Origin of the sequence: Erysipelothrix aquatica, assembly GCF_009828775.2 — a bacterium.
GTDB classification, from domain to species: Bacteria; Bacillota_I; Bacilli_A; order Erysipelotrichales; family Erysipelotrichaceae; genus Erysipelothrix; species Erysipelothrix aquatica.
Map to the genome: position 1 here is coordinate 1 of NZ_WTSY02000035.1, position 22,493 is coordinate 22,493.

General features: G+C 39.7%; 28 protein-coding genes. 12 read left to right on the forward strand and 16 right to left on the reverse strand.

The window, feature by feature from the left end:
* Positions 1-60: 60 nt before the first annotated feature.
* Entirely contained in the window at positions 61-936 is an 876-nt protein-coding gene (locus GVV20_RS08975; protein ID WP_159740846.1) for an RluA family pseudouridine synthase, read from the forward strand.
* Between the two features lie 39 nt (positions 937-975).
* On the opposite strand, the gene GVV20_RS08980 is transcribed toward GVV20_RS08975, so the two are convergent.
* From GVV20_RS08980 to GVV20_RS09000, 5 genes are all read right to left on the reverse strand, one after another.
* Complete coding sequence (locus GVV20_RS08980) at positions 976-1,734, reverse strand: hypothetical protein (protein WP_159740847.1); 759 nt, start codon at positions 1,732-1,734, stop codon at positions 976-978.
* 12 nt (positions 1,735-1,746) lie between these two features.
* A complete protein-coding gene (locus GVV20_RS08985) occupies positions 1,747-2,385 on the reverse strand; it encodes a hypothetical protein (protein ID WP_159740848.1) in 639 nt (212 codons plus the stop codon).
* 62 nt (positions 2,386-2,447) lie between these two features.
* On the reverse strand, positions 2,448-3,005 hold the full coding sequence (locus GVV20_RS08990) for a signal peptidase I (protein WP_159740849.1): 558 nt from the start codon (positions 3,003-3,005) through the stop codon (positions 2,448-2,450).
* Entirely contained in the window at positions 2,983-3,849 is an 867-nt protein-coding gene (locus GVV20_RS08995) for a hypothetical protein (protein ID WP_159740850.1), read from the reverse strand. The genes GVV20_RS08990 and GVV20_RS08995 overlap by 23 nt, the downstream gene beginning before the upstream one ends.
* Positions 3,850-3,859: 10 nt before the next feature.
* On the reverse strand, positions 3,860-4,450 hold the full coding sequence (locus GVV20_RS09000) for a hypothetical protein (RefSeq protein ID WP_159740851.1): 591 nt from the start codon (positions 4,448-4,450) through the stop codon (positions 3,860-3,862).
* Between the two features lie 357 nt (positions 4,451-4,807).
* On the opposite strand from GVV20_RS09000, the gene GVV20_RS09005 reads away from it, so the two are divergent.
* Positions 4,808-5,629 (forward strand): purine-nucleoside phosphorylase, encoded by an 822-nt coding sequence (locus GVV20_RS09005; RefSeq protein WP_159740852.1) that lies wholly within the window; start codon positions 4,808-4,810, stop codon positions 5,627-5,629.
* A 72-nt stretch (positions 5,630-5,701) separates the two neighbouring features.
* Here GVV20_RS09005 and GVV20_RS09010 read toward each other — a convergent pair whose 3' ends face one another.
* Complete coding sequence (locus GVV20_RS09010; protein WP_159740853.1) at positions 5,702-6,139, reverse strand: Dps family protein; 438 nt, start codon at positions 6,137-6,139, stop codon at positions 5,702-5,704.
* A 111-nt stretch (positions 6,140-6,250) separates the two neighbouring features.
* Between GVV20_RS09010 and GVV20_RS09015 the strand changes: the two genes are divergently transcribed.
* The 3 genes from GVV20_RS09015 (at position 6,251) to GVV20_RS09025 (ending at position 8,234) form a co-directional block, all read left to right on the forward strand.
* On the forward strand, positions 6,251-6,742 hold the full coding sequence (locus GVV20_RS09015; RefSeq protein ID WP_159740854.1) for a methylated-DNA--[protein]-cysteine S-methyltransferase: 492 nt from the start codon (positions 6,251-6,253) through the stop codon (positions 6,740-6,742).
* Complete coding sequence (msrB, locus tag GVV20_RS09020) at positions 6,726-7,136, forward strand: peptide-methionine (R)-S-oxide reductase MsrB (protein ID WP_159740855.1); 411 nt, start codon at positions 6,726-6,728, stop codon at positions 7,134-7,136. Before GVV20_RS09015 ends, msrB begins: the two co-directional genes overlap by 17 nt.
* A gap of 75 nt (positions 7,137-7,211) precedes the next feature.
* Positions 7,212-8,234, forward strand: coding sequence for a M42 family metallopeptidase (locus GVV20_RS09025; protein WP_159740856.1), 1,023 nt, complete (start codon positions 7,212-7,214; stop codon positions 8,232-8,234).
* Between the two features lie 28 nt (positions 8,235-8,262).
* On the opposite strand, the gene GVV20_RS09030 is transcribed toward GVV20_RS09025, so the two are convergent.
* From GVV20_RS09030 to GVV20_RS09045, 4 genes are all read right to left on the reverse strand, one after another.
* The gene (locus tag GVV20_RS09030; protein ID WP_159740857.1) at positions 8,263-8,508 is read right to left on the reverse strand and encodes a hypothetical protein; all 246 of its coding nucleotides are present in this window, start codon (positions 8,506-8,508) and stop codon (positions 8,263-8,265) included.
* Between the two features lie 53 nt (positions 8,509-8,561).
* Positions 8,562-8,915, reverse strand: a complete 354-nt coding sequence (locus GVV20_RS09035; protein WP_159740858.1) for a DUF2752 domain-containing protein — start codon at positions 8,913-8,915, stop codon at positions 8,562-8,564.
* 1 nt (position 8,916) lies between these two features.
* Complete coding sequence (locus GVV20_RS09040; protein ID WP_159648799.1) at positions 8,917-9,273, reverse strand: TM2 domain-containing protein; 357 nt, start codon at positions 9,271-9,273, stop codon at positions 8,917-8,919.
* A gap of 73 nt (positions 9,274-9,346) precedes the next feature.
* Entirely contained in the window at positions 9,347-10,708 is a 1,362-nt protein-coding gene (locus tag GVV20_RS09045) for an FAD-binding oxidoreductase (RefSeq protein ID WP_159740859.1), read from the reverse strand.
* Positions 10,709-10,881: 173 nt separating this feature from the next.
* Between GVV20_RS09045 and GVV20_RS09050 the strand changes: the two genes are divergently transcribed.
* The 3 genes from GVV20_RS09050 (at position 10,882) to GVV20_RS09060 (ending at position 13,367) form a co-directional block, all read left to right on the forward strand.
* A complete protein-coding gene (locus GVV20_RS09050; protein WP_159740860.1) occupies positions 10,882-11,121 on the forward strand; it encodes a (4Fe-4S)-binding protein in 240 nt (79 codons plus the stop codon).
* Position 11,122: 1 nt separating this feature from the next.
* Positions 11,123-11,398, forward strand: a complete 276-nt coding sequence (locus GVV20_RS09055; protein WP_159740861.1) for a GNAT family N-acetyltransferase — start codon at positions 11,123-11,125, stop codon at positions 11,396-11,398.
* 79 nt (positions 11,399-11,477) lie between these two features.
* A complete protein-coding gene (locus GVV20_RS09060; protein WP_159740862.1) occupies positions 11,478-13,367 on the forward strand; it encodes a glycoside hydrolase family 13 protein in 1,890 nt (629 codons plus the stop codon).
* 10 nt (positions 13,368-13,377) lie between these two features.
* Here the strand turns inward: GVV20_RS09060 and GVV20_RS09065 are convergent, their stop codons facing one another.
* The gene (locus GVV20_RS09065) at positions 13,378-13,821 is read right to left on the reverse strand and encodes a GNAT family N-acetyltransferase (protein WP_159740863.1); all 444 of its coding nucleotides are present in this window, start codon (positions 13,819-13,821) and stop codon (positions 13,378-13,380) included.
* Between the two features lie 9 nt (positions 13,822-13,830).
* Positions 13,831-14,526 carry an MgtC/SapB family protein gene (locus GVV20_RS09070; RefSeq protein WP_159740864.1) on the reverse strand — a complete coding sequence of 232 codons (696 nt, stop codon included), beginning with the start codon at positions 14,524-14,526 and terminating at the stop codon, positions 13,831-13,833.
* Positions 14,527-14,617: 91 nt separating this feature from the next.
* Between GVV20_RS09070 and mnmL the strand changes: the two genes are divergently transcribed.
* Both mnmL and GVV20_RS09080 read left to right on the forward strand, forming a co-directional pair.
* Complete coding sequence (mnmL, locus tag GVV20_RS09075; protein ID WP_159740865.1) at positions 14,618-15,565, forward strand: tRNA modification radical SAM protein MnmL/YtqA; 948 nt, start codon at positions 14,618-14,620, stop codon at positions 15,563-15,565.
* Between the two features lies 1 nt (position 15,566).
* Positions 15,567-16,352, forward strand: coding sequence for a pseudouridine synthase (locus GVV20_RS09080; RefSeq protein ID WP_159740866.1), 786 nt, complete (start codon positions 15,567-15,569; stop codon positions 16,350-16,352).
* A 30-nt stretch (positions 16,353-16,382) separates the two neighbouring features.
* Here the strand turns inward: GVV20_RS09080 and hflX are convergent, their stop codons facing one another.
* From hflX to GVV20_RS09095, 3 genes are read right to left on the reverse strand one after another with little or no spacing between them, the layout of a single operon-like run.
* Positions 16,383-17,651, reverse strand: coding sequence for a GTPase HflX (gene hflX / locus GVV20_RS09085; RefSeq protein ID WP_236261757.1), 1,269 nt, complete (start codon positions 17,649-17,651; stop codon positions 16,383-16,385).
* On the reverse strand, positions 17,641-19,119 hold the full coding sequence (locus tag GVV20_RS09090; protein WP_159740867.1) for a sensor histidine kinase: 1,479 nt from the start codon (positions 19,117-19,119) through the stop codon (positions 17,641-17,643). The genes hflX and GVV20_RS09090 overlap by 11 nt, the downstream gene beginning before the upstream one ends.
* Positions 19,109-19,798, reverse strand: coding sequence for a response regulator transcription factor (locus tag GVV20_RS09095; RefSeq protein ID WP_159740868.1), 690 nt, complete (start codon positions 19,796-19,798; stop codon positions 19,109-19,111). Before GVV20_RS09095 ends, GVV20_RS09090 begins: the two co-directional genes overlap by 11 nt.
* Positions 19,799-19,930: 132 nt before the next feature.
* On the opposite strand from GVV20_RS09095, the gene GVV20_RS09100 reads away from it, so the two are divergent.
* The gene (locus GVV20_RS09100; RefSeq protein ID WP_159740869.1) at positions 19,931-20,257 is read left to right on the forward strand and encodes a hypothetical protein; all 327 of its coding nucleotides are present in this window, start codon (positions 19,931-19,933) and stop codon (positions 20,255-20,257) included.
* 12 nt (positions 20,258-20,269) lie between these two features.
* Here GVV20_RS09100 and GVV20_RS09105 read toward each other — a convergent pair whose 3' ends face one another.
* Entirely contained in the window at positions 20,270-21,583 is a 1,314-nt protein-coding gene (locus GVV20_RS09105) for a uracil-xanthine permease family protein (protein ID WP_159635754.1), read from the reverse strand.
* Positions 21,584-21,785: 202 nt separating this feature from the next.
* On the opposite strand from GVV20_RS09105, the gene GVV20_RS09110 reads away from it, so the two are divergent.
* On the forward strand, positions 21,786-22,346 hold the full coding sequence (locus GVV20_RS09110) for a CueP family metal-binding protein (RefSeq protein ID WP_159740870.1): 561 nt from the start codon (positions 21,786-21,788) through the stop codon (positions 22,344-22,346).
* The last annotated feature ends 147 nt before the right edge of the window (positions 22,347-22,493 follow it).

Genomic DNA, 22,493 nt, shown 5'->3' on the forward strand with positions numbered 1-22,493 from the left:
TAAGGATACTATCTATTTAAGGTGTTTTCTGTCATAATGAAATACGAAATGAGGTAATTTATGAAACATACAATTAAAGTAGTCCGCGATGGTGAAGTTTTAGATACAGTTTTGAGCGCTGATCTAGCATACAGCCGGTCAAAAGTTAAATCATTACTAAAACATGAATGTATTTCTATCGACAATGAGGTCACAACACAGTTTGATGACCCTGTTTATGTAGGGCAAACAATCACAATCGTCTCACATAATCAACAACGCGATACGCCACTACAGATCTTGTATGAAGATAATGAAATTCTTGTCATCGACAAACCTTATAAACTCTTAACAGTTGCAACGAATAAGAATGAAGAACTAACCGCTTATCGGCTTGCAAGTGATTATGTTAAAACACAAAATTCTAAGAACAGAATCTTTGTTGTCCACCGCCTTGATCAGGATACGTCTGGCGTTCTAATGTTTGCAAAAAACGAGCGTGTCAAGAAAATGTACCAAGATGATTGGAATGGAGCGGTTCTTGACCGCACTTATATCGCGATTGTTGAAGGTCGTGTTCAAAAAGAAAATGATACGATTAAATCTTTCCTTCGTGAAAATAAAACAACACACATGTATTCAACAACTACTGGGCAAGAAGCCATCACACACTACAGTGTCATTCGTAGAAGCGAAAAATTTTCACTGCTCAAAGTCCAACTCGATACAGGCCGCAAAAATCAAATTCGCGTGCATATGTTGGATATTGGTCACCCAATTATTGGCGATCGTAAGTACGATGCGAAGACCAATCCTATCAAGCGTATGGGATTGCATGCTTATCGTATGATTTTGAAACACCCAAAATCTGGTAAAGTCATGGAATTCATCTCACCCTTACCACCGAAATTTAAACGCCTTACGCGTGTTACGGAACAACAAATCGAATCCATCTAATAAAAAAGTGTTGACCTTCAGATATGGTCAACACTTTTTTTAGCTCACTTTTTTCCAGATACGGTCATCATCACCTGGTGCCACAACACCCTTGTTTTTATAGTTATCAGTCGTAAGTAGTGTATATGTAGCCTCGCCATAACGCACGGAAACTACTTCACCCTGTAAGGACTTTGTATACAAGGCATTTTCCATATACTCGACATGATTCATCGGTGTCCAACCAACATCGATTCCAGGGACATGACCTTGTTTATATTTCTGATTCGCAATGTACACAATGTTCTCAAAATATACTACAGATTGTCCATCAAACGGGTTCTTAGGAATTACTTGAGTCTTAGTATACTTTCGATTCGAAAATGTAAGGTACGACGCAACCTGTTGCGCATTAAACGATCCATTTTTATAGAAATATGCTATATCTCCAGATACTGTATATCCTTCGTTTGGATGATTTTGCGGATTAAACGAGCCCAAATTACTGTTATAAATGGACATGACTTTGTGATTATACCACGCTAGGTCATACGATTTCGTTTCATCTATATCTTGCTTAATAAGATAGTAAAAGCCCTGATCATCTTGTACGATAGTACCTGCGGCATATCTATTTCCCGGGACATATTTGGGAATGGGATTTCCAAAAGGCGATGAAAAATCACCAATGTGCATTGAAATTTTCGATTTTTTGTGGGTTTGTGCAACATCAAATGTGTCCCACATGGCTTTGACACCCACCGTCATTGTGATCAGAATGACGATCATGAACAATGGCGTGTATTTTTTTACATTCATAGTTGGGACTCCTTATTGTGGCGTTACCGTGATGCTAATGTCAAACGCTATCGTAGATTCCTTTATAAAGTCATAATGCTCTTTCGTTGGCGGCATCCCAAGCTGAAAATCATGCTTAAACGCTTGGGGATTGCCATCGCCCAGGTAAATGTCACGAGTTGCACCAAATGATATTTCATTTACCCAATTCGAGTTTGATGTATCACGATTTGCTGTGATAGGTGTTCCCGAAAAGAGAATAAGATTGAGATAGGACTCATCATCTCGCTTTTCTGTGATTCCATCGATATTTTTTTCAAATCGAAAATTGCTATAAACAATCTGTAGCGTTCCTGGATGCCCTGTCGCAAAATCTGTTCCATCTTCTTCCCAAGATACTGAGTATCCTGTTTCTAATGTATCAACCGACTTTCCATCAACGGCTTTTCCTTTTGGAACAAGTGGTAGCTCTGTATTTTTAAATATATTTAAATCGCCAATTTGTGTTGATACGGTTACCGTATCACCGCTTCCAATTTTCATTGTATTTGTCTGTGTTACTTTTGATGGTGGTGATACAATTCCATCAAACCAATAACTCCACGTAAAGCCTGTTAACAATAACGCTAAAACAGATAGTGAAATTAAAGCAATTAACTTATCGCGTTTCATTACTTCCCCTCAATGATTCTTCTATTTGTTAATTAGTCTCGACTCAGATACCAAAAAACGACTTAAACACGCAATGTGTCTAAATCATCTTTTGGGGAATCTTCATCTTTTTCATAGTAGACATGTACTATGGTCAATACAATTGCAGTTAATGCGACCAAGAGAATTGGCACCGCATTGTTGTAAAGTGGGATAAGCAGATGACCTACTTTAGGTATTGTCATAACAACTTTTCCACGAATTTGATTACCGTGAATAATCCAGGTATCCATCGTTTCACTTACATTTGGTTTTGTTCTGTAGTTATTTCCATCAATTTCCGCAATATAATGTGTAACCAGCTCGAGTGTGCCGTCTCCATCTATATCGACATCAAAAGTAATAATATCATCTACCTTTAAGGTCTCGGGAGCTACTTTTTTGACAACAATTAAATCATTTACATTAATCACAGGTGTCATGCTGTCGCTGATAACCACATAGGTACTATGTTTAACGACATGCGACATTACGTTTGGAAAAAAACGTATTGCTCCAATTAACAACGCTAAAATAGCGATGATAAGGTAGAATGCGATAGATCCTACCTCACGTCGTTTAGTGGTTTCTTTTTTGTTCATACGTTTCTCCACTTCGTAACGCCCAAACTGTTTCATTTTCACCTGGTTTGATGTATTCACCAGTTTGAGGGTCTTTGTTGCTTTTCGTTCGCAGTTGATAAACAATATTTTTTCCATTTTCATTCATTACAACAGATACAGGGTATCCTTTGTATTTTACATACAGATAGTTTTCATTAAAAACTGGATCATTTAATGAAGTCCATCCTTTTGATTCACCAGGAACTGGTCGACTTGAGCCATCATAGTCTTGATTCGTGATGTAAAGCTTATCTTTGTACCACACAACTTGATTCTTCCCTTTAAATTTGGGATTTATATACGCCTGGGGATTGTTGCGATTCAATGCAACAGCAGCATATCCAGTTCTATAGCGTTTGGTAGCATCAAAGAGATAGGTTGTAATATCTTCATACATTATACGTTTTCCATCTTCAAACCGACTGATATGGTAGTCATTGAAGGTGTAAAAACCATGTAAATATCTGTGCGACACGTCTTCGGGTACCGAATCAGATAATATTCTGAAGGGGGATACGTCGTCAGGGTTTCGCGATGGTTCACGGTGAATTCCTGATTCGACTGGATTAACAACCACATAAATATCGCCTCGTGATTCGAATAATTCACCGATACGGTATTTACGATTTAAATCGTAATCTTTTAAGAGATCATAATCCTTCGTTAGTGTCATGATACCGAGGTAATCATGAATTGTAACAGAGCATTCGACAGTATTACTTGCTGAGCTAACGCCATATGATTGCCAATAACTATACGTTTTAGTAGATACAATTAAACATCCTAAGATGCTTAGAATCCCTATCAACACTCGCGCAATCATTCAATAGTACCTATAACGGAGTTACTGATAAGCGCACTTTAACTTTAATAGTCTTGTTTGCAATTGCTTCGTATTCTGATTTATTTTTAGGTTCATTCATAGTCACTGATAAACCAATTGGAGTACCTGTTGGATCATTCAAAGTAATTGTTGGCATCGTTTTGTCAAATGCTGGTTTGATGAGTGATGTTGCAATCTTGTTGTCAGTATGGTTAACGTCAATTCCATCAATGGAAACACCGAGAATTTCAGCTTTGATTGTTCCCTGTGCACCTGATGCAATTTCTTTACCGATTTGATTTTCAGTCCATGTTGCATTAATTGTTAGTGCAGCTTCGGGACTAAACGTTGAGCGTTCGCCTTCGGATAGTTTGTTATAAATATTAGCAGGAATCAATGGTTTCGTTGTTGATCCAGGAGCAATCGTTAACGTTGTTTCGACTTCTTGATTCTTAGCCGCTCCTAATACAACTGTGTTTTCGCCATTTTCAGTTAGGTGGGGTTTGATCGTACCAGCATTCCAGTATGACCATGTGTATCCTGTTAATAACAGTGCCAGTAAGATTAAGACGCTAATACTTACTTTCTTTGAATTCTTCATTAAAATAATATCTCCTTTTTTTCATACCTACCAATACTACCACCGTAAGTTGTTTATTTCAACTTATTTTCACAATTTCACTAACATTAGCTATAAATTTAATATTATCTTCATGTTTATGTATAAAATGAAAGATTATATTGTTTAAAGTGAAATCAAAATGAATAAACCTTACCCCTTTTTGGCTATGATACTTCGTATTATATCTGTGGATTTACGCCATTGCAATCATTTTGTCCTATTTGGAGTATATTGAAGTGTGAAATAATATCGCTATCTCGTTAGTTTCACTACCTTTTTTCACAAAAATAGTCTTTTCTTTGTGATATGGTTATAATAGAGAAAAAGGAGACACTTATGTTCTATAATCAAATCAATGAATCTACTGCATTTATTCAACAGATTACTGCGGCTAAACCCCGAATTGGGATTATTCTTGGAAGTGGTCTAGGAAGTCTAGTCGATGAAATGGAGGTTCACCATACCATTTCATATGCTGACATCCCCCATTTTCCGCAGTCTCACCTAGTCGGTCATGCCGGTAACCTCGTTTTTGGAACCATTGGCTCTCAAGAACTTGTCGTCATGCAAGGACGTTTCCACGCTTATGAGGGTTTCCCAATGAAAGAAGTAACCTATCCAATTTATGTTATGAAAGCACTTGGAATCGAAAGTCTCATTGTCACTAATGCATGTGGTGGTATTAACCCAACATTTAAGCCTGGTGATTTGATGATTATTGATGATTTCATTAATGGTGTATCAACAAACCCCCTCGTCGGACCCAACGATGATCGTCTAGGTCCACGCTTTCCTGACATGTCGGAACCTTACAGTTCAAAACTCCGTGATCACGCACGTCATACCGCACACGGTCTTAATATAGAGTATAAGGAAGGGATCTATACATTCTTCCAAGGCCCTTACTATGAAACGCGAGCTGAAATCCGCATGTACGGCAAGCTTGGTAGTGATGCAATTGGTATGTCAACTGTTCCTGAGACAATTGTTGCAAACTATCTTGGTTTAGACGTATTAGGCATATCTGTTATTACGAATATGGCCACTGGCCTTCGAACTGGCAAACATTCTCACGATGAGGTTGTTGCCATTGCTAACAAAGCAAGTCTTGATTTATGCAAATGGGTCACACAGATGCTTAACACTTGGGACTTTTAATTTTACTCACTATAAAGGGCAATACCATCGTCGGTATTGCCCTTTTGTCACCATTTATAATTATTTATGGTCTTACTTAATGTAAGATTTCATCATCCACAATGATTTTCCTAAATCTTGGGAAATCGCCGTAAAATGATCTGCAGTTCCTGGATCGTCATTTTCTTCTGCAAGCTTGATGACACGAAGCGCTTGATTGTTTAACGTTTCAAAATCAACAATCAAATGCTTAATACCTTCTATTGCCGTAATATCATGATCTCCAAGTTCTTTGATGCTTGTGCGATCAAGAATTGCTTTATAGCTACCTAGCGGACGTGATCCAATAACAAGTAAACGCTCAGCTACAGTATCAATTCTTTCTTCTGCTTCATCATAGAATTCGTCCATTTGTTTATGCATTGGGAAAAATCCTTCACCAACCATAAACCAGTGGATATTGTGAATCTTCATGCCGACCACAATTTGGTCTGCCAAAAATGTGCTAACTGCTTCATATAAATTATTCATATCAAATCCTCCTATACCTAAAGTATACGCCTTTCTGTGTGATAAGAAAATGAAAGTAACTTTAAACGTTTCGGTTTCGACTTATGATATAATTTCTTTAGAGGTGAGACCATGAAATATACATCATTTGAATGTCTAGGTACTACATTTTATATTGTTAAAGATGATCGAGGTGTGCGCTATTTCGGAAATAGTTATGCGGATTTCCAAAAGTATGCACCAACAGCTGTCGAGGACGCTCGAGCATTCGAACTTGAAGTGGATGAATTATCTCGTTATCAAGCAGGTACTTTAGATACTTTCTCGTGGAAACTTGCGCCACAAGGTACGGATTTTCAAAAATCGGTATGGCAAGTTTTAAATACCATCCCTTATGGCGTGACATGGTCCTATTCCGACGTTGCCATAGCATTGGGTGATGTTAAAAAAGTACGTGCTGTCGGAAGTGCTATTGGTAAGAACCCAATCATGATTGTTACACCATGCCATCGCGTCATTGGAAAAGATGGTGGATTGCATGGATTTACAGGAGGGCTCGATCTAAAAGTAAAATTATTGGATATTGAATCCAAGGAGGAACGGGACTATGAATCTCAAAGATAAACTAACTCCCATTCAGTTCGAAGTAACACAAAACAGTGCCACAGAACGTCCATTTACTGGAGAGTATGATGATTTTTATGAACGTGGAATTTACGTTGATATCGTGAGTGGTGAAGCACTCTTTTCATCAAAAGATAAGTACGATGCTGGATGTGGATGGCCATCATTCACAAAACCCATTGAGAAAGTTCATGAAATAGAGGACTTCACGCACAACATGCATCGTATTGAAGTGCGCTCTCTCAATGCTGATTCGCATTTGGGTCACGTTTTTAACGATGGACCACGTGAACAAGGTGGTTTGCGATATTGTATTAACTCTGCAGCATTGCGATTCATCCCAAAAGATGACATGGAAGCCGAAGGATATGGCGACTACTTAAAACTTGTTTAGGAGGGTAACCTCCTTTTTTTGTGGCTTGCTACTGCATCAATTCAAGCCTATAATAAGTTGTAAAGGAGATTATATATGAACACAATTATCGAAGATTTAGTTACTTTATTAAACATTAAAAGCCCTACTGGACATACAGAAGCTGCAATTCAATTTGTTGCATCAAAATTTGAAACAATGGGTTTGAAGACACGACTCACAAATAAAGGTGCTTTAATCGCTACATTACCTGGAATTAATGATGATGCGCATATCACGCTATCCGCTCACGTTGACACATTGGGTGCTCAAGTAAAAGAAATTACTGCGGACGGAAGTCTAAAATTAACACAAATTGGTGGTTATGCATGGACGACGATTGAAGGAGAACATGTTACAGTTGAGACATTGGATGCATCTTTTTATACAGGTAGCATTATCACAACCGTTGCCTCATCACATGTTCATGGTGCGAAAACGAATGCAACAGAACGTAACGAAAATACACTTATCGTACGCATTGACGAAAAAGTCTTTACCAAACAAGATGTCTTAGATTTAGGCATTCGTGTCGGTGATTTTGTTCACCTTGACCCACGAACAGTCGTAAGCCCTTCTGGCTTTATTAAATCACGTCACTTGGATGACAAGGCGTGTGTCGTTTCTCTATTTGGAATGGCTGCTTATTTCGTCGAAAATAATATCAAGCCTGCTCACACAACTCATTTCTTTATTTCAAACTATGAGGAAGTTGGTCATGGTGCATCTGCCGCAATTCCTGAAAAAACTGTAGAGTTTATAGCAGTTGATATGGCAGCTCCTGGTTCTGGGCAAACATCTGATGAGTACTCTGTCACCATTTGTGCCAAAGATAGCTCAGGCCCATACGATTACGAATTGAAGAAACGTCTTGTTACTTTGGCTCAAGAAAATCAAATTCCTTTCAATATTGATATTTATCCATTTTACGGATCGGACGGTTCAGCAGCATTACGGGCTGGTCATGATATCCGTGTTGGATTAATTGGTCCAGGCGTCGATGCTTCGCATAGCTTTGAACGCACCCATGAAGATGCGATTCAAGCAACTATTGATTTAGGAATTGCTTACTTAAAATAATAGTAAAAAACCACATTTCGCGTCATTGCTACGATGTGGTTTTTTTCTGTTCATGTACAACCATTGCAAGGGTTGCTAGACCTTCAACAACCAATATTATACCGATATGTTGCACATTCCATACCTTATATGAATTTCCATCCCGCACAACACCAAGCGGTGGTGTCGCACCAGCCGCAACATCCGTTGGACTTTGAGTCGTCACATAGGGTGGAAAATAGGTGATTAGCCCCACAAGTAGTGCCACAGCAATTACTGGGTAGATTTTTTTCATAAGACCTCCGGCCGTAACTAAAACGCAAAAGGAGCTTGTATACACAATGCTCCTTAAGGAATGACAAATAATGTTAGTCGTATGAGATAGATAATCAAAAAGGCTGAGACACCTACCACACTTAAAAATAGATACCGTTCTTTATGTGTCGACATGTATAAAATGATAACTAGCAACAGTAAAGGTGCCCAAAGAAAGAGTGGATGATACCAAAATGCATCTCCAAAATTTCCTTGAAGTGCAGCCAACCATGCGCGGGTCGTCCCGCAAAAAGGATCAGGTACACCCGTTATCGCACGAATTGGACAGGTATAGGGCGTTAGCATAAAGAATAAAGCATACGCAATCGCTGTCACCCCTAAGCCTACATACAGTCGTTGTGGTATTTTTTTTAAATCGCTAAACATGCTAGTAACGAAGGAATTCGTTCATTTTTTGATAGTTGATTTCACGTGTACGCTCTTGTATCAAGAATAGATCAATCAACCATAACACGCCACATCCACCTGCAGTAAATAGTTTTAATAACCCCATACCAATATCGCCAATGAAGAATCGGTCGATACCAAGAGTGCCCCCAACTGCTGAAATAATCAAGGATACGGTCGGATCCTTAAAATCTAATGTACTAACATAACGCATGCGATCTTCAGGCATGAGTCGTAGTCGTTGTACAATCTCGTGACGCTGTGAACTAGGAAAGTACTTCCCGTTGTTCAACATAAAGATGTCAATAAATTCATTTGTTTGTGTATGTGTTTCCATAGTTTACACCTCGTTTCTAATACCATTATATCTGTATTAGTTTAATAATACAACGTACATTTTTGTAAGATGGTTAGATTACTTTTGTTGGATTCAGTCTATTTTCTGGATCAAATGCAATTTTAATCTTTCGCATCATCTCCAAATATAAAGGTTGCGTCATTTTATGGAAATAGGGCTTTTTAATTAATCCAATGCCATGTTCTGCTGAAGGAAGTCCACCCAATTCTGCAATGCGATCGTAAAGTTTTTCCAGTACGATGGCTTTCTTTTCTGTCCACGCTGCTTGATCCAAATCACCACGCATTACACAGGTATGAAGATTTCCATCCCCAGCATGACCAAAGCTCATGAGTTGAACACCGTATTCTGCTTCTAAATCTTTTGTATATTCATATAATGTTGCGACATGGTTGATTGGAACTGTTTCATCCATGGTAACCTGCTCGGTATAGTTAACAACTGCTGCAAGTAAATTGTCTCGTAGTTTCCAGACATTGTGCTCGAGTTCCTCGGAATTGAGTGGCATAAATGCCATCGCCTGGTGTTCTGTGACTACACGCTGCAGTTCAATCTCACGGCTTGCAATCGATGTCTCAGTATCGCCATCAAGTGTAAGAAGTAAGTAAGATTTCCCAACTGCGACAGGGAATGTGATACCTGTTTGAGCAACACTTAAATCCATCATATCGCGCTCAAAAAATTCTAATGCTGTTGGGTCAATACCTTCTTGAAGAATTGCAGCAACTGCACGTGTCGCCAACGTCAAATCTTCAAAGGCAACGACATATGATTTCTTATATTTTGGTAGTGGAATTACTTTTAAATCAATTCGTGTAGTAATTCCGAGGGTTCCTTCGGAACCGATGAATAAATCTTTTAAATCATAACCCGAACTGGATTTTACATTAATACTTCCAAGTTCAAGTGTCTCTGCTGTTGCTAGAACGGTCCGAAGTGCTTTAACGTAATCACGTGTGACGCCATATTTAACTGCACGCATCCCACCAGCATTGGTTGCGACATTTCCTCCAATTGATGAGTTCTTTGATCCGGGATCAGGGGGATAAAAGTATCCTTTGGATTCTACATATTCTTGAATTTCATGAAGTTGAACACCCGGTTCGACTGTGAGTGTCATGGTACTTTCATCTAAGCCATGAATGCGATTCATGCGCGATAAATCAAGGACAAGTTCATGAGCTACAGGAGCGGTTGCACCTGAAAGTCCGGTTCCGGAACCGCGGGCTATTATTTTTAAATCATGGTGAATTGCATACTTTACTGCGGCGACTACTTCCTCATGGGTAATCGGATAAAGCACTGCGTGAACACCGTCACTTTTGCCAACGTAATCATCATTAAGGATTTCAAATGGAACTGCTTCATTTACCTTAATACGTGATGGGTCGTTGATGATTGCTTCTAATTTCATAGTTTACCTCCACTATACCCTTATTGTACTGATAATTTCTTTGCATTCCCACGAATTTGACTGAAAATTTTAACATTCGTTGTGCAATGATGAAATTTGATTTCAAATGGTTTTTCACAAATTTGTAGATTGCCAAGGAAGACCCTATAATTAATGAAAAGGAGGCGCTTAAGATGACAGAAAAAGAATTGATTGATCAGGGGTATCGCAAATATTCAGGTGAGACTATTGATATTTTCTTTAACGGCAGTATTTGTATTCACTCCGGAGTCTGTGTTCGTGGATTGCATGACGTTTTCGACACCAACCGTCGACCATGGATTCTTGCCGATAACGCACCCGCCGATGAAATTGCTGCACTCATTGATTCATGCCCAAGTGGTGCCTTAAAATACATTAGAAAGGATAAATAAGATGGAAATTATAAAAGGAAACGATCGATTTTACATTATGGATAACGAGCACGAAGTTGGTGCTGTAGAATTGTCCAGTGCTGGTGATTCACTCATCATCATTGCTTCAACCCACGTAGATGACGCATATAAAGGACAAGGCCTTGCTACCCAACTTATTGAACGTGTTGTTGAAGATGCCCGTGCGACTGGCAAGAAAATTATTCCCCTCTGCTCATTCGCTGTCAGTGAGTTTGAACGGAAACCCGAGTACCGTGACACATTAAATAATGCTTAACATTCTCAATGAGAATGTTTTTTTGATTCACCGCGTTATCATGACACTTATGCTATAATTTTATAAAGGACGGTATCTTATGGAAACATTCACAATGAAATCAACAATTCACGATATTTTAGACCATCCCATCGGAAAAGATATTGTATACAAGGTCTTACTCCAATTGGGTATCTCTCGTAAACTCATTGAAAATCCAGTGATTGGTAAACTCACACTAGAATCTATCCATCGCTTAGCGAAAGACCGCTTGGATCAAGCATTTTTTGACAATGCACTGCTGCTTTTGAACACTGAGACAGAATTGCCGCGCAATGATGGTGTGGATGCTGACGCGAAATGGTGGAAAGAGGCCGTTTTCTATCAGATTTATCCACGCTCGTTTAAAGATAGTAATGGTGATGGTATTGGGGATTTGCAGGGAATTATCGAAAAACTGGATTATCTAAAAGCACTTGGGGTTGATGCCCTTTGGCTCTCACCAATTTATGATTCGCCAAATGATGATAACGGATATGATATTCGCGATTATCATAAAATCATGCAAGATTTTGGTACAATGACTGACTTTGATGCCTTGTTAGAGGGGGTCCATCAACGTGGTATGCGTATCATTATGGATCTGGTTGTGAATCATACATCGGACGAACATGCTTGGTTCCAAGAAGCACTTCATGATCCCAACTCCCCCAAACGCGATTATTATTTTATCAGACCAAATCGTGATGGTACACCACCGAATAATTGGACTTCCTTCTTTAGTGGTCCCGCATGGAATTACTATCCCGAACAGGATGTCTGGGCTCTCCATCTTTTTTCTAAGAAACAAATGGATTTGAATTGGACGAATGGTGCAATGCGCCAAGAAATCACCGATATGGTCAAATGGTGGCTGGACAAAGGGATCGACGGTTTTCGCTTGGACGTAATTAATTATATCTCCAAACGAGACGGCCTCCCTGACGGAAGTAAAATTATTGGTGACATGATGGGCTTTACTGGCATTGAACATTATTTCTTTGGTCCTGACCTCTACCGCTACTTGAATCAACTCAATCGAGACGCTTTCGCACCTTACCATGCCTTTTCGGTTGGGGAAACTCCTGGTATTGGAATGGAAATGGCCAAGCTTTTGAGCGGTGACTATCGCCAAGCATTGGATATGGTATTCAACTTTGACCATCTCGAAACACCTGGACATGTTCGGTTTGATAAATATAAATATGACCTCAATTACTACAAAGCCTACATTGTGGACTATATGAAGCACTATGGAAATCATTACTGGATGGCACTCTTCTTCGAAAACCATGACAATCCGCGGATGATTTCTAAGGTGAATAAAAACCCTGTTTTCCGTGAAGCTTTAGGAAAATTGATTGCGACTTTATTGTTAACACTTAAAGGTACTCCATTCATCTTCCAAGGGCAAGAAATTGGAATGGTTAACCAACAATTCCGATCCCTTGAAGATTTCAGAGATGTGGAGTCCATTCAAAAATACCATGAACTCGTTCAAGATGGCATGGCAACCTATGAGGCTTTCAGTCATATCGTTGCAGGTTCACGAGATCACGCACGAGTTCCTGTAGCGTGGACAAAAGATGGCAGTTTCAGTACGGGTGAGCCGTGGATTCATAACGACAATCGCAATGCTCACATCAACGTTGAGGATGCGATGCGTGATCCACATTCGATTTATCATTTCTACAAAACTCTAATTGCATTACGAAAAAAACACCCAGCATTTATTTATGGTGATGTTGAATTTGTGTACGAAGCAACAAAAAATTATTTCGCATATTTTAGAGTCTATGAAGGACGTCGATATTTTGTTCAAATGAATTTATCGGAAACTACGATTTTGCGTCATCAAAGAACCGGAAACTACAATCCACTTCTATCAAATTATGTTCATCATCTTGACGTGATGCAACCTTATGAAATCAATATATTTCAAGTAAAATGAAAAATTGAGCTTAGCGCTCAATTTTTTTTGTTAGTACGTATTTAAGAGGCTCATAGCCCTCTTTCTCATAAAAGTTAATGGCTGCTGTATTTTTCGTCCATACATTTAAACGAACTTCAGTAAATGGTGCAGTTTCTGTTTGAGTTTCGAGATAGGCCATAAGTTGATGACCAATCTTTAGACCACGTGCCGCTTCATTAACACAAATATCATCGACAAAGAAAACCTCTCCATCCATCCATCCAATCATATATCCTTCTACGAGTTCATTATGTTCGTAGACCCATACACTCATCTGCGGATTTTGGATCAAACCTTGTACTTCAGTGACTGAGTATTTCGGCGTGTCTTTGGGAAAACGTTCAGGGTATAGATCATGATGATGATTCACAATTTGAACCAACAGTTCATGGATACGGGGTGCATCTTTATTCTCTGCAATACGAATTGTCATCTTATTCCTCTATTCTAAATTTGTTGCATGAACACTAATAACCGTACTCTTGAGGGCCATCGTACTTACGAATTCGCTGAATGAAAAACGGCGGTTACCTTGCACTTCAAAAATACTTGTATAAACACGTTCATTACCAAACATATCAACACGATAGTTGACTTGTTGGAATTGAACATCCATCGATTCAAAAACACGTTCTATATCGTCTAATGTTTCTTGTCCACCAATATACTTGACGTGCACGCGCTCTGAAAACGAAAGGTTTTGAAAGCGACGTGTTACAAATAAAATTAAGAAGAGGAAACCAAATCCCAATACAGCGATTTCATAGTATCCCATCCCCACGGCAAGTCCTAAACAGGCGACTGACCAAATTGATGCTGCGGTCGTTAATCCCGAAATGTTGCGTTTGGTAACGATGATGGTTCCTGCTCCCAGAAAACCAATACCACTGACAACCTGCGCAATAAGACGAGCAGGGTCCGAGCGTAAAACTCCAGTTAATTCTGGATAGGCAAGTGCTTCAGCAAGTGCTGTTGCTGCAATTTCTTGTTGAATTAAAGCTACGATTGTTGCTCCAACACCAACAATCATATGGGTTTTCAAGCCGGCATGTGCATTATTTACCTCACGCTCATAACCGATAATACCTGAAAATAATGTAACCATTGCAAGTCGTAATAAGACTTGTTCTACTGCCATAGTAATCTCCCTCCAAGATATTTCGAGTGTACTCTTATTATACCAAATATTGACCCTTTGTAGTTTACAATATACGTGATAAAATACATACATGAAAACTCTTAATCCATTCAAATATTCAAACGACAATAAGCGTTACTATACTTATAATTATTTCACCCAGAAAACGTACGGTTCCAAAGCATTTAAAGTCAGTATCGACGCTGGTTTTACATGTCCTAATCGGGATGGAACATGTGGCAGTGGTGGCTGTAATTTTTGTTCTGCACGGGGTTCTGGGGATATGATTCTCAAAGACCCAGATCTTGAAGCACAAATCGATCACTCCGAAGCAATCATGCTTCGGAAATGGCCTAACGCTAAAAGAATTGCTTATTTCCAAGCATACTCCAATACCCACGATAGCCTTGATGCTTTAAAAGCGTTGTATGATCCATTTTTTGAGGATGATCGGTTTGTTGGCATTGATATCGCCACACGATCAGACTGTCTTGACGATGACAAAATTGCTTATTTTGCCTCCAAAGCAAAACAGAAAGATCTGACAATTGAGATTGGTTTGCAAAGTATGCATCCAACAACGGGTGTATGGATGAATCGTGGCCATGACTTAGACTCCGTGGCATCATGCATTACCAAATTGAAAGTGGCCGGGATTCGGACTTGTATCCATATAATCAATGGTTTTCCAGTTGAAACAACAGATATGATGCTTGAAACGTGTGACTATGTTGCCCAGTTAAATCCAGATATGTTAAAAATTCATATGCTTCATATTATCAAGGACACCAAGCTTGGTTATCAGTATTCAAAGAATCCTTTTGAAATTATGTCGATGGAAACCTATGTTGATTTAGTCGTTCAACAACTTGAGCGTCTCCCTGAAACGATGGTCATTGCTCGTCTAACTGGTGACGGCATTGGATCTGACTTGTTAGCACCAGAATGGACGCGACGAAAAACTATCGTATTAAACGAAATCGATAAACTCATGCTTGCTCGCAATACGTGGCAAGGTAAATATTATAAGGAGCACTAACATGAAACACGCAGTACAAAAGGATACCACCCTCAAACAAAAGCAAGGTATTATTCGTCACGAAACCAGTGCCTCGCTTCGTCTCAATAAATTTATCAGTGAATCCGGGTATGCATCACGAAGAGGTGCTGACCGTTTAATTCAAGACGGTCTTGTCATGATAAACGGACAAGTTGCTGAAGTAGGTTCACAAGTTTTTCCCCAGGATACAGTGAGTGTTCGTGGTGAAACAATTAAAAAAGCGGATGATCTTGTCTACATTGCGCTCAATAAACCCGTTGGAATAACAAGTACAACTGACTCCAAAGACCCTAGCAACATTGTTGATTTCATGAACTATGAGTCAACTATCTTTCCAATTGGTCGACTTGACAAAGATTCGTATGGTTTAATTTTGATGACAAACGATGGCGACATCGTAAATAAAATTTTACGGGAAGAGTACGGACATGACAAAGAATATATAGTGTCTGTTCATAAGACTTTCGATCAAGAATTTATCAATCAAATGCAATCGGGTGTCGAGATTTACAATCAAGCAGCACACACCCATGAAATAACTCAAGCTTGTGACGTTGAACGGATTGGTCCCAAAACCTTTAAAATTATTCTCAAACAAGGCTTAAACCGCCAGATTCGTCGCATGACAAAATCCCTCGGATATCGTGTTACATCCCTAAAACGCATTCGGATTATGCATGTTTCTTTGGATAACCTAAAACCAGGAGAATGGCGTTATCTTACTGAGTCTGAACTCATCGAAATGAACCACCGCATTTCCCAATAAAGTCAAAACACCGCTTTCGCGGTGTTCTTTTTATTTAACGATGTATTGTGCGTAGCGTTCATAGTCCTCTTGGGTTAGTACCACTTTGAAATGAGCACCCTTTTCATCATACTCGATATCTCCAATATCATATGTGGACGCAAAATAATCTAAAATACCCAGATCTTCAAATTTTAAAAATACGGATGCTTTCTTAAACTTGTCTGCAAGTGCATCTTCAATCAAGTCAATCAACAAATCGATATCTTCCGGGTTATGAGCACTCATATATACACGATTTGACATCGTATATCCAACAGGATAATCTACATCGGATGCAAGATCCACCTTATTATAGACAGTGATGATAGGTTTATTGAGAACTTCCAAGTCACGCATGATTGCTTCGGTGGTATCCATTTGAATATCTAAATCTGGATTGGATGCATCCACGACGTGGAGAATGACATCCGCAAAACGAATTTCTTCAAGTGTACTCTTAAAGGCTGCGACTAACGCATGGGGTAAGTTGGAGACAAATCCAACTGTATCTGTCAAAAGAATGGACTGATTGTTGTTTAAGCGCGCACGTCGCAGCGTCGTATCCAAAGTGGCGAAAAGCATGTCTTTGGCTTCAACTGTTTTCGTTTCTCCACTATGAGTGAGAATGCCATTCATGATGGTTGATTTACCCGCATTGGTATACCCAACTAAAGCAATAATTGGAAGACTTGATTTAAGGCGTTGTTTTCGTGTTGTTTCACGATGCCCTACAACCTTCTCCAGTTCGTTTTGGATATGGGTAATATTGCGTTGAATGTGGCGTTTGTCAGTTTCTAATTTTTGTTCTCCAGGACCTCGTGTTCCAATTCCACCACCTTGTCGTGATAAATAATCACTGTAGCCAACAAGACGTGGTAAACGGTACTTTAATTGTGCCAATTGGACTTGCAGCATTCCTTCCTTAGTATTGGCACGGCCAGCAAATATATCGAGAATGAGATTAGTACGGTCGACAATTTTAACACCAATCAGTGCTTCGAGATTACGTGTCTGCGATCCCGAGAGTTCACCATTAAAAACAACCATGTCGGCTTCATAAGCTTCCACCAATGCCGCTACTTCCGCAACTTTACCACTTCCAATATACGTGGCACTGTCGCGACGTTCGCGTGCTTGTGTTGTCAAGGCCATAACCTCTGCTCCTGCTGCATCAACAAGATTCGCAAGTTCTTGCATCGATGCTTCAATACGATAATCCGATTTCGCAAAGTCAATCCCAACAAGGATTGCCCGTTCTTTTCTTTCTTTAGTTTCCATAATCAATGTCCTGTCTATTGTGCGTCAACACAAATGTAAATGTGGTTTCCTCGTGTGGAACACTTTCCACTATTATATCAATCATATGACGTTTCGCAATCTGTTGTGCGATTGCGAGGCCAATTCCATTACCTAACTCATTGTGTGTTCCTTGATCTTTATAGAAACGATTAAAAATATGCGGAATTTCTTCCAAAGCGATCCCTTTACCTGTATCCGAGATACTTAGCATATCCCCTTTCTGTTGAAGGGTAACGGTCGCATGCGGATCTGAAAATTTTATAGCATTATCAAGAATTATTGTGATCATCTGCCGTAATCGCGCATAATCACCATACAGAGCAAATGGTACTGTTTCTTTTTCATAGCTTATTTCTATCGCTTTTTGTAGCGCAACAGGACGTAGTGACCGTATTGCGTCACCCACAATATCATGCAGATTTACAACGTCTTTCTCTAACACAAAGTCGGTCGTATTTAATTTGGAAAAATCAAGCAAGTCATTAATCAATTTCTGTAAGTGTATCACTTCTTGAAGCATGTTTTCTTCATACTCTTCACGTTTTTCAGGTGTTTCCACTTGACCATCACGCATCGCTTCGAGAGACCCTCGTAAAATTGTGACTGGTGTTTTTAATTCATGGGAGATGTCTGCAAAAAATTCGTGTCGCATGTGGTCAAGACGGTCTCGAGCCTGTGATGCTTCGTTCAAACGTACGGCTAATGTATCAATGGATGCCGCAAGTTCGCCAATCTCGTCATGTTGATGCACATTGGTTTGTACAGTGTAGTCTTCCATGGCTAACGCTTTTGATGTTTCACTCATCCGTTTCAACGGTCTTACAAATCGAATGGATAGGAAGTAAGCAACAACAACCGACAGCACCAATGCAACAGCAATGTTAATGCTTAAAACATGATACCCATGTTGAATAACTGCATCAATACCAGCAATTGGAGAGTGAACAAGCACTGCACCTACAATTTGACCATCACCATTTTGTACTGGAACACCGACAGTCACTGACTCCGAATTTAGCATTTCACTAAAGCCATCACTATAAACGGTAAACCCAGATAAAGCTTGCTTAATCATTCGTTCACTATCTTCTGGCAAGTCTGAAAGTTGGGTTGTGGCATTATTATGGCCTTGACCCCTACTGATTGATTTCATTTCCTTATCAACGACCCAGACTTCTCCAACCGTCGATGCTTCTAGCGATTCTAAATAAGTGCTCAAGTCACGATTCCGCATCATTGAGCCATGTTTGTTATTTGAACTGGAACTCTCAAGGTAGGGCGATACCGAATTCGCAATTGTCTTTGCGCGAAATTCCAAGTCTGTACGGGATTGATCAAGGGTTGATTGCCGAAACATCATGGAGAAGGTCACACCAATGATAATTGCAAAGACTAGTAACGTAATTGCAAAATAGCCCACTAATTTTTGTGTCATTTTATAGTGCATGGTGATTAACCTCAAACTTGTAGCCAACGCCCCAAACCGTCGCAATTGACCATGTTTCCGATTCATACGGAGAAAGTTTAGCACGGAGTCGCTTAATATGAGCATCAACAGTACGGAAATCGCCATAATAATCAATTCCCCACACACTATCTAACAATTGATCACGCGAAAATACTTGATTCGGATGCTGCATCATGGTCCACAATATTTCAATTTCTTTTTTGGTTAGTGACACTGGCTGATTCGCAACGCTCACCTCAAAATCATCCAAGTTTACACGCAAGGTGTCATAGGTAATTTGGTTATGCGTATCGCTTGGTCCAATACGGCGCAAAATTGCCCGGATGCGAGCCATAACTTCAGCTGGTACAAACGGTTTCACAACATAGTCATCTGCCCCCATATCCAAGCCCATGATACGGTCATAGTCATCCCCGCGAGCTGTAATCATGATGATGGGAACATTCGATGTTTCTCGAATCGTTTTGCATACTTCAAATCCATCTTTAAAAGGCATCATCACATCAAGCAAAATCATCGCAAAACTGTCCTGGGCAAAGGCATCAAGAGCCTCATTTCCATCACGTGCTTGAATCACTTCATAACCTTCTTTAACGAGATATTCATTGAGTATGTGTCTAATTTTATCGGAATCATCCGCAATCAATATTTTTTTCATGTTTATCACCTTGTGACTATCGTATCATATTGTATTTCGAACTCTGTGACTTTTAGACTCATTTTCGTCATATTTGTCATGGTTTCGTCATAATTACTTGTTAGGATGATGGTGTAAGGAGGAATGGAGCACATGAAACATTCAAAACTGAAAGTTATTGCTGGGGTGGGGGCACTCTTTATGGGAAGTGCATTGTCAATGAACGCCATTTTCGCGGCCGATTCGACAACAACCCCAGAACCAACAACACCAACTCAAGAAGTTCGTGATGCAACGTGGGGACATCATAATGAGGATCATCCCATGAATTATGATGGACATCGCGGTATGCACCGCAATGGAAACAATGATTCCACGAGAGCACCCGAACAAGCACAACAATGGCATGAATCTCGTGGCGAACGATGCCACGGCAACGGACAAAGCGGCAACGGCTCACATCGTGGTTGGAATCAATAAAAAAAATCTTGGTTAATCCAAGATTTCTTTTTTCGATTCGAGTGCACTTAGCACAAGGTTTAACACGATACCACAAATGGCTGCTAAGCTCATGCCACTTAAAGTTGTCTGTGGTGTAATTTTTAACGTTGCGCCACCCAAGCCAATTACTAGCATGGTTGAGACAATCACTAAGTTTTTCATATTTCCTAAATCTGTTCGATCTTTGATGAGTACTTTGACGCCATTGGATGCAATCAATCCATAAAGAATGATTGTCATACCACCAATTACTGCCCATGGAATACTTGAAATAAATGCTTGTACGTATCCAAGGAAGCCAAGGCAAATCGCAATGATAGCAGCTAGACCGATAACCCAAACCGAACCGACACGTGTCATCGCAATAACACCCGTGTTTTCACCATAGGTCGTATTTGCTGGTCCACCAATTGCAGCGGATACAAATGTCGCAATACCATCACCGAGAATTGTTTTACTGAGACCTGGTGTTTCAAGGAAATCTTCATCAACGATTTCCCCTAACACGATGTGATCGCCAATGTGTTCCGCAATCGTTACGAGTGCAAGCGGAGCAAAGGCAACAACTGATGAGAAATCAAGTTGATACGAACCAACGAATTTAAAGTTTGGAATTTGGAAGAACGAATATCCAGTAAAGACCTGTGATAGATCGACCAATCCTAAGACCACGGCTGAAATGTATCCAACAACGATGGCTATTAAGAATGGAACAATTTGCAAGAATCCTTTTCCACGCATCGAGATTACCACAACGGTTGCGAATGTAATGAAAGCCACTAATGGCACTTTCCACGCTGCACCTGCAACACCAACGTATTTCCCTTGTTCGAGCAAGATATCGATACCCATAAGTCCTGTTTCTTGAACTGCGGTTGGTGCGAGTGACAACCCAATGATCATAATCATTGGACCAATAACAACTGGCGGCAATAGTTTACGAATCCATGCTGATCCTGTAAATGAAATAATAAATGCAATTAACACATAAATAAGACCGACGGTCATTAAGCCTACATACGCGCTTTCTGGACCACCAGTTACGGCGATTGCAGTTGCGATACTTGAAATATATGCAAAGCTACTTCCTAAATAAACCGGAACTTTAGCTCCTGTACAAACAATGTAGATTAAGGTTCCTATCCCACTTGCAACCAGCGACACCCCTACATCTAACCCCGTTAGAATCGGGACTAAAATTGTCGCTCCAAACATTGCAAAGACGTGTTGAACACTTAATACAAACCACTCGAGTTTTGTTTTTGGTTTCTCAGAGATTCCAATTAACAATGACTGCTTCTCCATAAAAATCTTCCTCTTTCCTTTGTAGTGTACGGTTCCATATAAAAAGACACCCTAGAGTGCCTTTAAGTTATCGGTAGCCAGCCTCACAAAAAATTGTAAGCGAAGATTTGCGTACCTTATCAAGCTCTCTGTCTTGACTTAAAGGACCTATACTATGGTCAGTATACCATACACTTAACTAAATTGAAACGAGGAATTAGATATGAAATATAAAAAAATACTTATTGCAATCACGACCTTTACTTTTGCATTTGTCGGTGCATGGTTCTTATGGGGATCAAACAAACCAACCCAAACTGAATTCTTAGCGAACTATCAACTAGAATCTATGGATACACAATCATTAGTGAATTACCTAGAATCCAACCCTAATAAGCCTGATGATTTACAAGCACAGATTTCCCCTTCAACTTTAAGCCTCCAAAACGATAAAGATAGTATCAACATTGATCTTGATAACGAAGACTTCTATCTCTCATTTGCACCTTATATGGAGCAAACACATCCTTGCTTTAATCATGTTCCAACAGGTTGCCAAGGTGAACTGCCCAAACGGGAATTCGAAGTTCTAGTAACCCAAGATGATGGCACGATACTTTTCGATGATACGGTAGAAACAGCGGCAAATGGTTTTGCCGGTATCTGGTTACCCCGTGATATTGAGGCAACCATCACAGTTACCTATTTTGACCAAAGTGCCTCTACCACATTCACAACACAAGACACAGACGGCACTTGCCTCACAACACTTAAATTAGTATAAAAAAGGCTCCTGACGGAGTCTTTTCCTAAATTCAAATCTCAACCGCACCACCAAGGTGCGGTTGTTTTTGTATAATAAAAGGAGCCCACCCGACTAAAAGGAGCTCCCATATGAAGTATAAGCAATTAAATAAAAAAATAAAAGACC

Bases quoted from the DNA above. Each gene is read 5' to 3' on its own strand.
- GVV20_RS09005 (WP_159740852.1), top strand. From the start codon at position 4,808: ATGTTCTATAATCAAATCAATGAATCTACTGCATTTATTCAACAGATT.
- GVV20_RS09065 (WP_159740863.1), bottom strand. From the start codon at position 13,821: ATGACAATTCGTATTGCAGAGAATAAAGATGCACCCCGTATCCATGAA.
- GVV20_RS09040 (WP_159648799.1), bottom strand. From the start codon at position 9,273: ATGGAAACACATACACAAACAAATGAATTTATTGACATCTTTATGTTG.
- GVV20_RS08995 (WP_159740850.1), bottom strand. From the start codon at position 3,849: ATGATTGCGCGAGTGTTGATAGGGATTCTAAGCATCTTAGGATGTTTA.
- GVV20_RS09090 (WP_159740867.1), bottom strand. From the start codon at position 19,119: ATGCACTATAAAATGACACAAAAATTAGTGGGCTATTTTGCAATTACG.
- GVV20_RS08980 (WP_159740847.1), bottom strand. From the start codon at position 1,734: ATGAATGTAAAAAAATACACGCCATTGTTCATGATCGTCATTCTGATC.
- GVV20_RS09000 (WP_159740851.1), bottom strand. From the start codon at position 4,450: ATGAAGAATTCAAAGAAAGTAAGTATTAGCGTCTTAATCTTACTGGCA.
- GVV20_RS09050 (WP_159740860.1), top strand. From the start codon at position 10,882: ATGACAGAAAAAGAATTGATTGATCAGGGGTATCGCAAATATTCAGGT.
- hflX (WP_236261757.1), bottom strand. From the start codon at position 17,651: ATGGAAACTAAAGAAAGAAAAGAACGGGCAATCCTTGTTGGGATTGAC.
- GVV20_RS09015 (WP_159740854.1), top strand. From the start codon at position 6,251: ATGAAATATACATCATTTGAATGTCTAGGTACTACATTTTATATTGTT.
- GVV20_RS09110 (WP_159740870.1), top strand. From the start codon at position 21,786: ATGAAATATAAAAAAATACTTATTGCAATCACGACCTTTACTTTTGCA.
- GVV20_RS09070 (WP_159740864.1), bottom strand. From the start codon at position 14,526: ATGGCAGTAGAACAAGTCTTATTACGACTTGCAATGGTTACATTATTT.
- GVV20_RS09045 (WP_159740859.1), bottom strand. From the start codon at position 10,708: ATGAAATTAGAAGCAATCATCAACGACCCATCACGTATTAAGGTAAAT.
- mnmL (WP_159740865.1), top strand. From the start codon at position 14,618: ATGAAAACTCTTAATCCATTCAAATATTCAAACGACAATAAGCGTTAC.
- GVV20_RS08985 (WP_159740848.1), bottom strand. From the start codon at position 2,385: ATGAAACGCGATAAGTTAATTGCTTTAATTTCACTATCTGTTTTAGCG.
- GVV20_RS09025 (WP_159740856.1), top strand. From the start codon at position 7,212: ATGAACACAATTATCGAAGATTTAGTTACTTTATTAAACATTAAAAGC.
- GVV20_RS09035 (WP_159740858.1), bottom strand. From the start codon at position 8,915: ATGTTTAGCGATTTAAAAAAAATACCACAACGACTGTATGTAGGCTTA.
- GVV20_RS09105 (WP_159635754.1), bottom strand. From the start codon at position 21,583: ATGGAGAAGCAGTCATTGTTAATTGGAATCTCTGAGAAACCAAAAACA.
- GVV20_RS09095 (WP_159740868.1), bottom strand. From the start codon at position 19,798: ATGAAAAAAATATTGATTGCGGATGATTCCGATAAAATTAGACACATA.
- GVV20_RS09100 (WP_159740869.1), top strand. From the start codon at position 19,931: ATGAAACATTCAAAACTGAAAGTTATTGCTGGGGTGGGGGCACTCTTT.
- GVV20_RS09080 (WP_159740866.1), top strand. From the start codon at position 15,567: ATGAAACACGCAGTACAAAAGGATACCACCCTCAAACAAAAGCAAGGT.
- GVV20_RS08975 (WP_159740846.1), top strand. From the start codon at position 61: ATGAAACATACAATTAAAGTAGTCCGCGATGGTGAAGTTTTAGATACA.
- GVV20_RS09010 (WP_159740853.1), bottom strand. From the start codon at position 6,139: ATGAATAATTTATATGAAGCAGTTAGCACATTTTTGGCAGACCAAATT.
- GVV20_RS09055 (WP_159740861.1), top strand. From the start codon at position 11,123: ATGGAAATTATAAAAGGAAACGATCGATTTTACATTATGGATAACGAG.
- msrB (WP_159740855.1), top strand. From the start codon at position 6,726: ATGAATCTCAAAGATAAACTAACTCCCATTCAGTTCGAAGTAACACAA.
- GVV20_RS09060 (WP_159740862.1), top strand. From the start codon at position 11,478: ATGGAAACATTCACAATGAAATCAACAATTCACGATATTTTAGACCAT.
- GVV20_RS09030 (WP_159740857.1), bottom strand. From the start codon at position 8,508: ATGAAAAAAATCTACCCAGTAATTGCTGTGGCACTACTTGTGGGGCTA.
- GVV20_RS08990 (WP_159740849.1), bottom strand. From the start codon at position 3,005: ATGAACAAAAAAGAAACCACTAAACGACGTGAGGTAGGATCTATCGCA.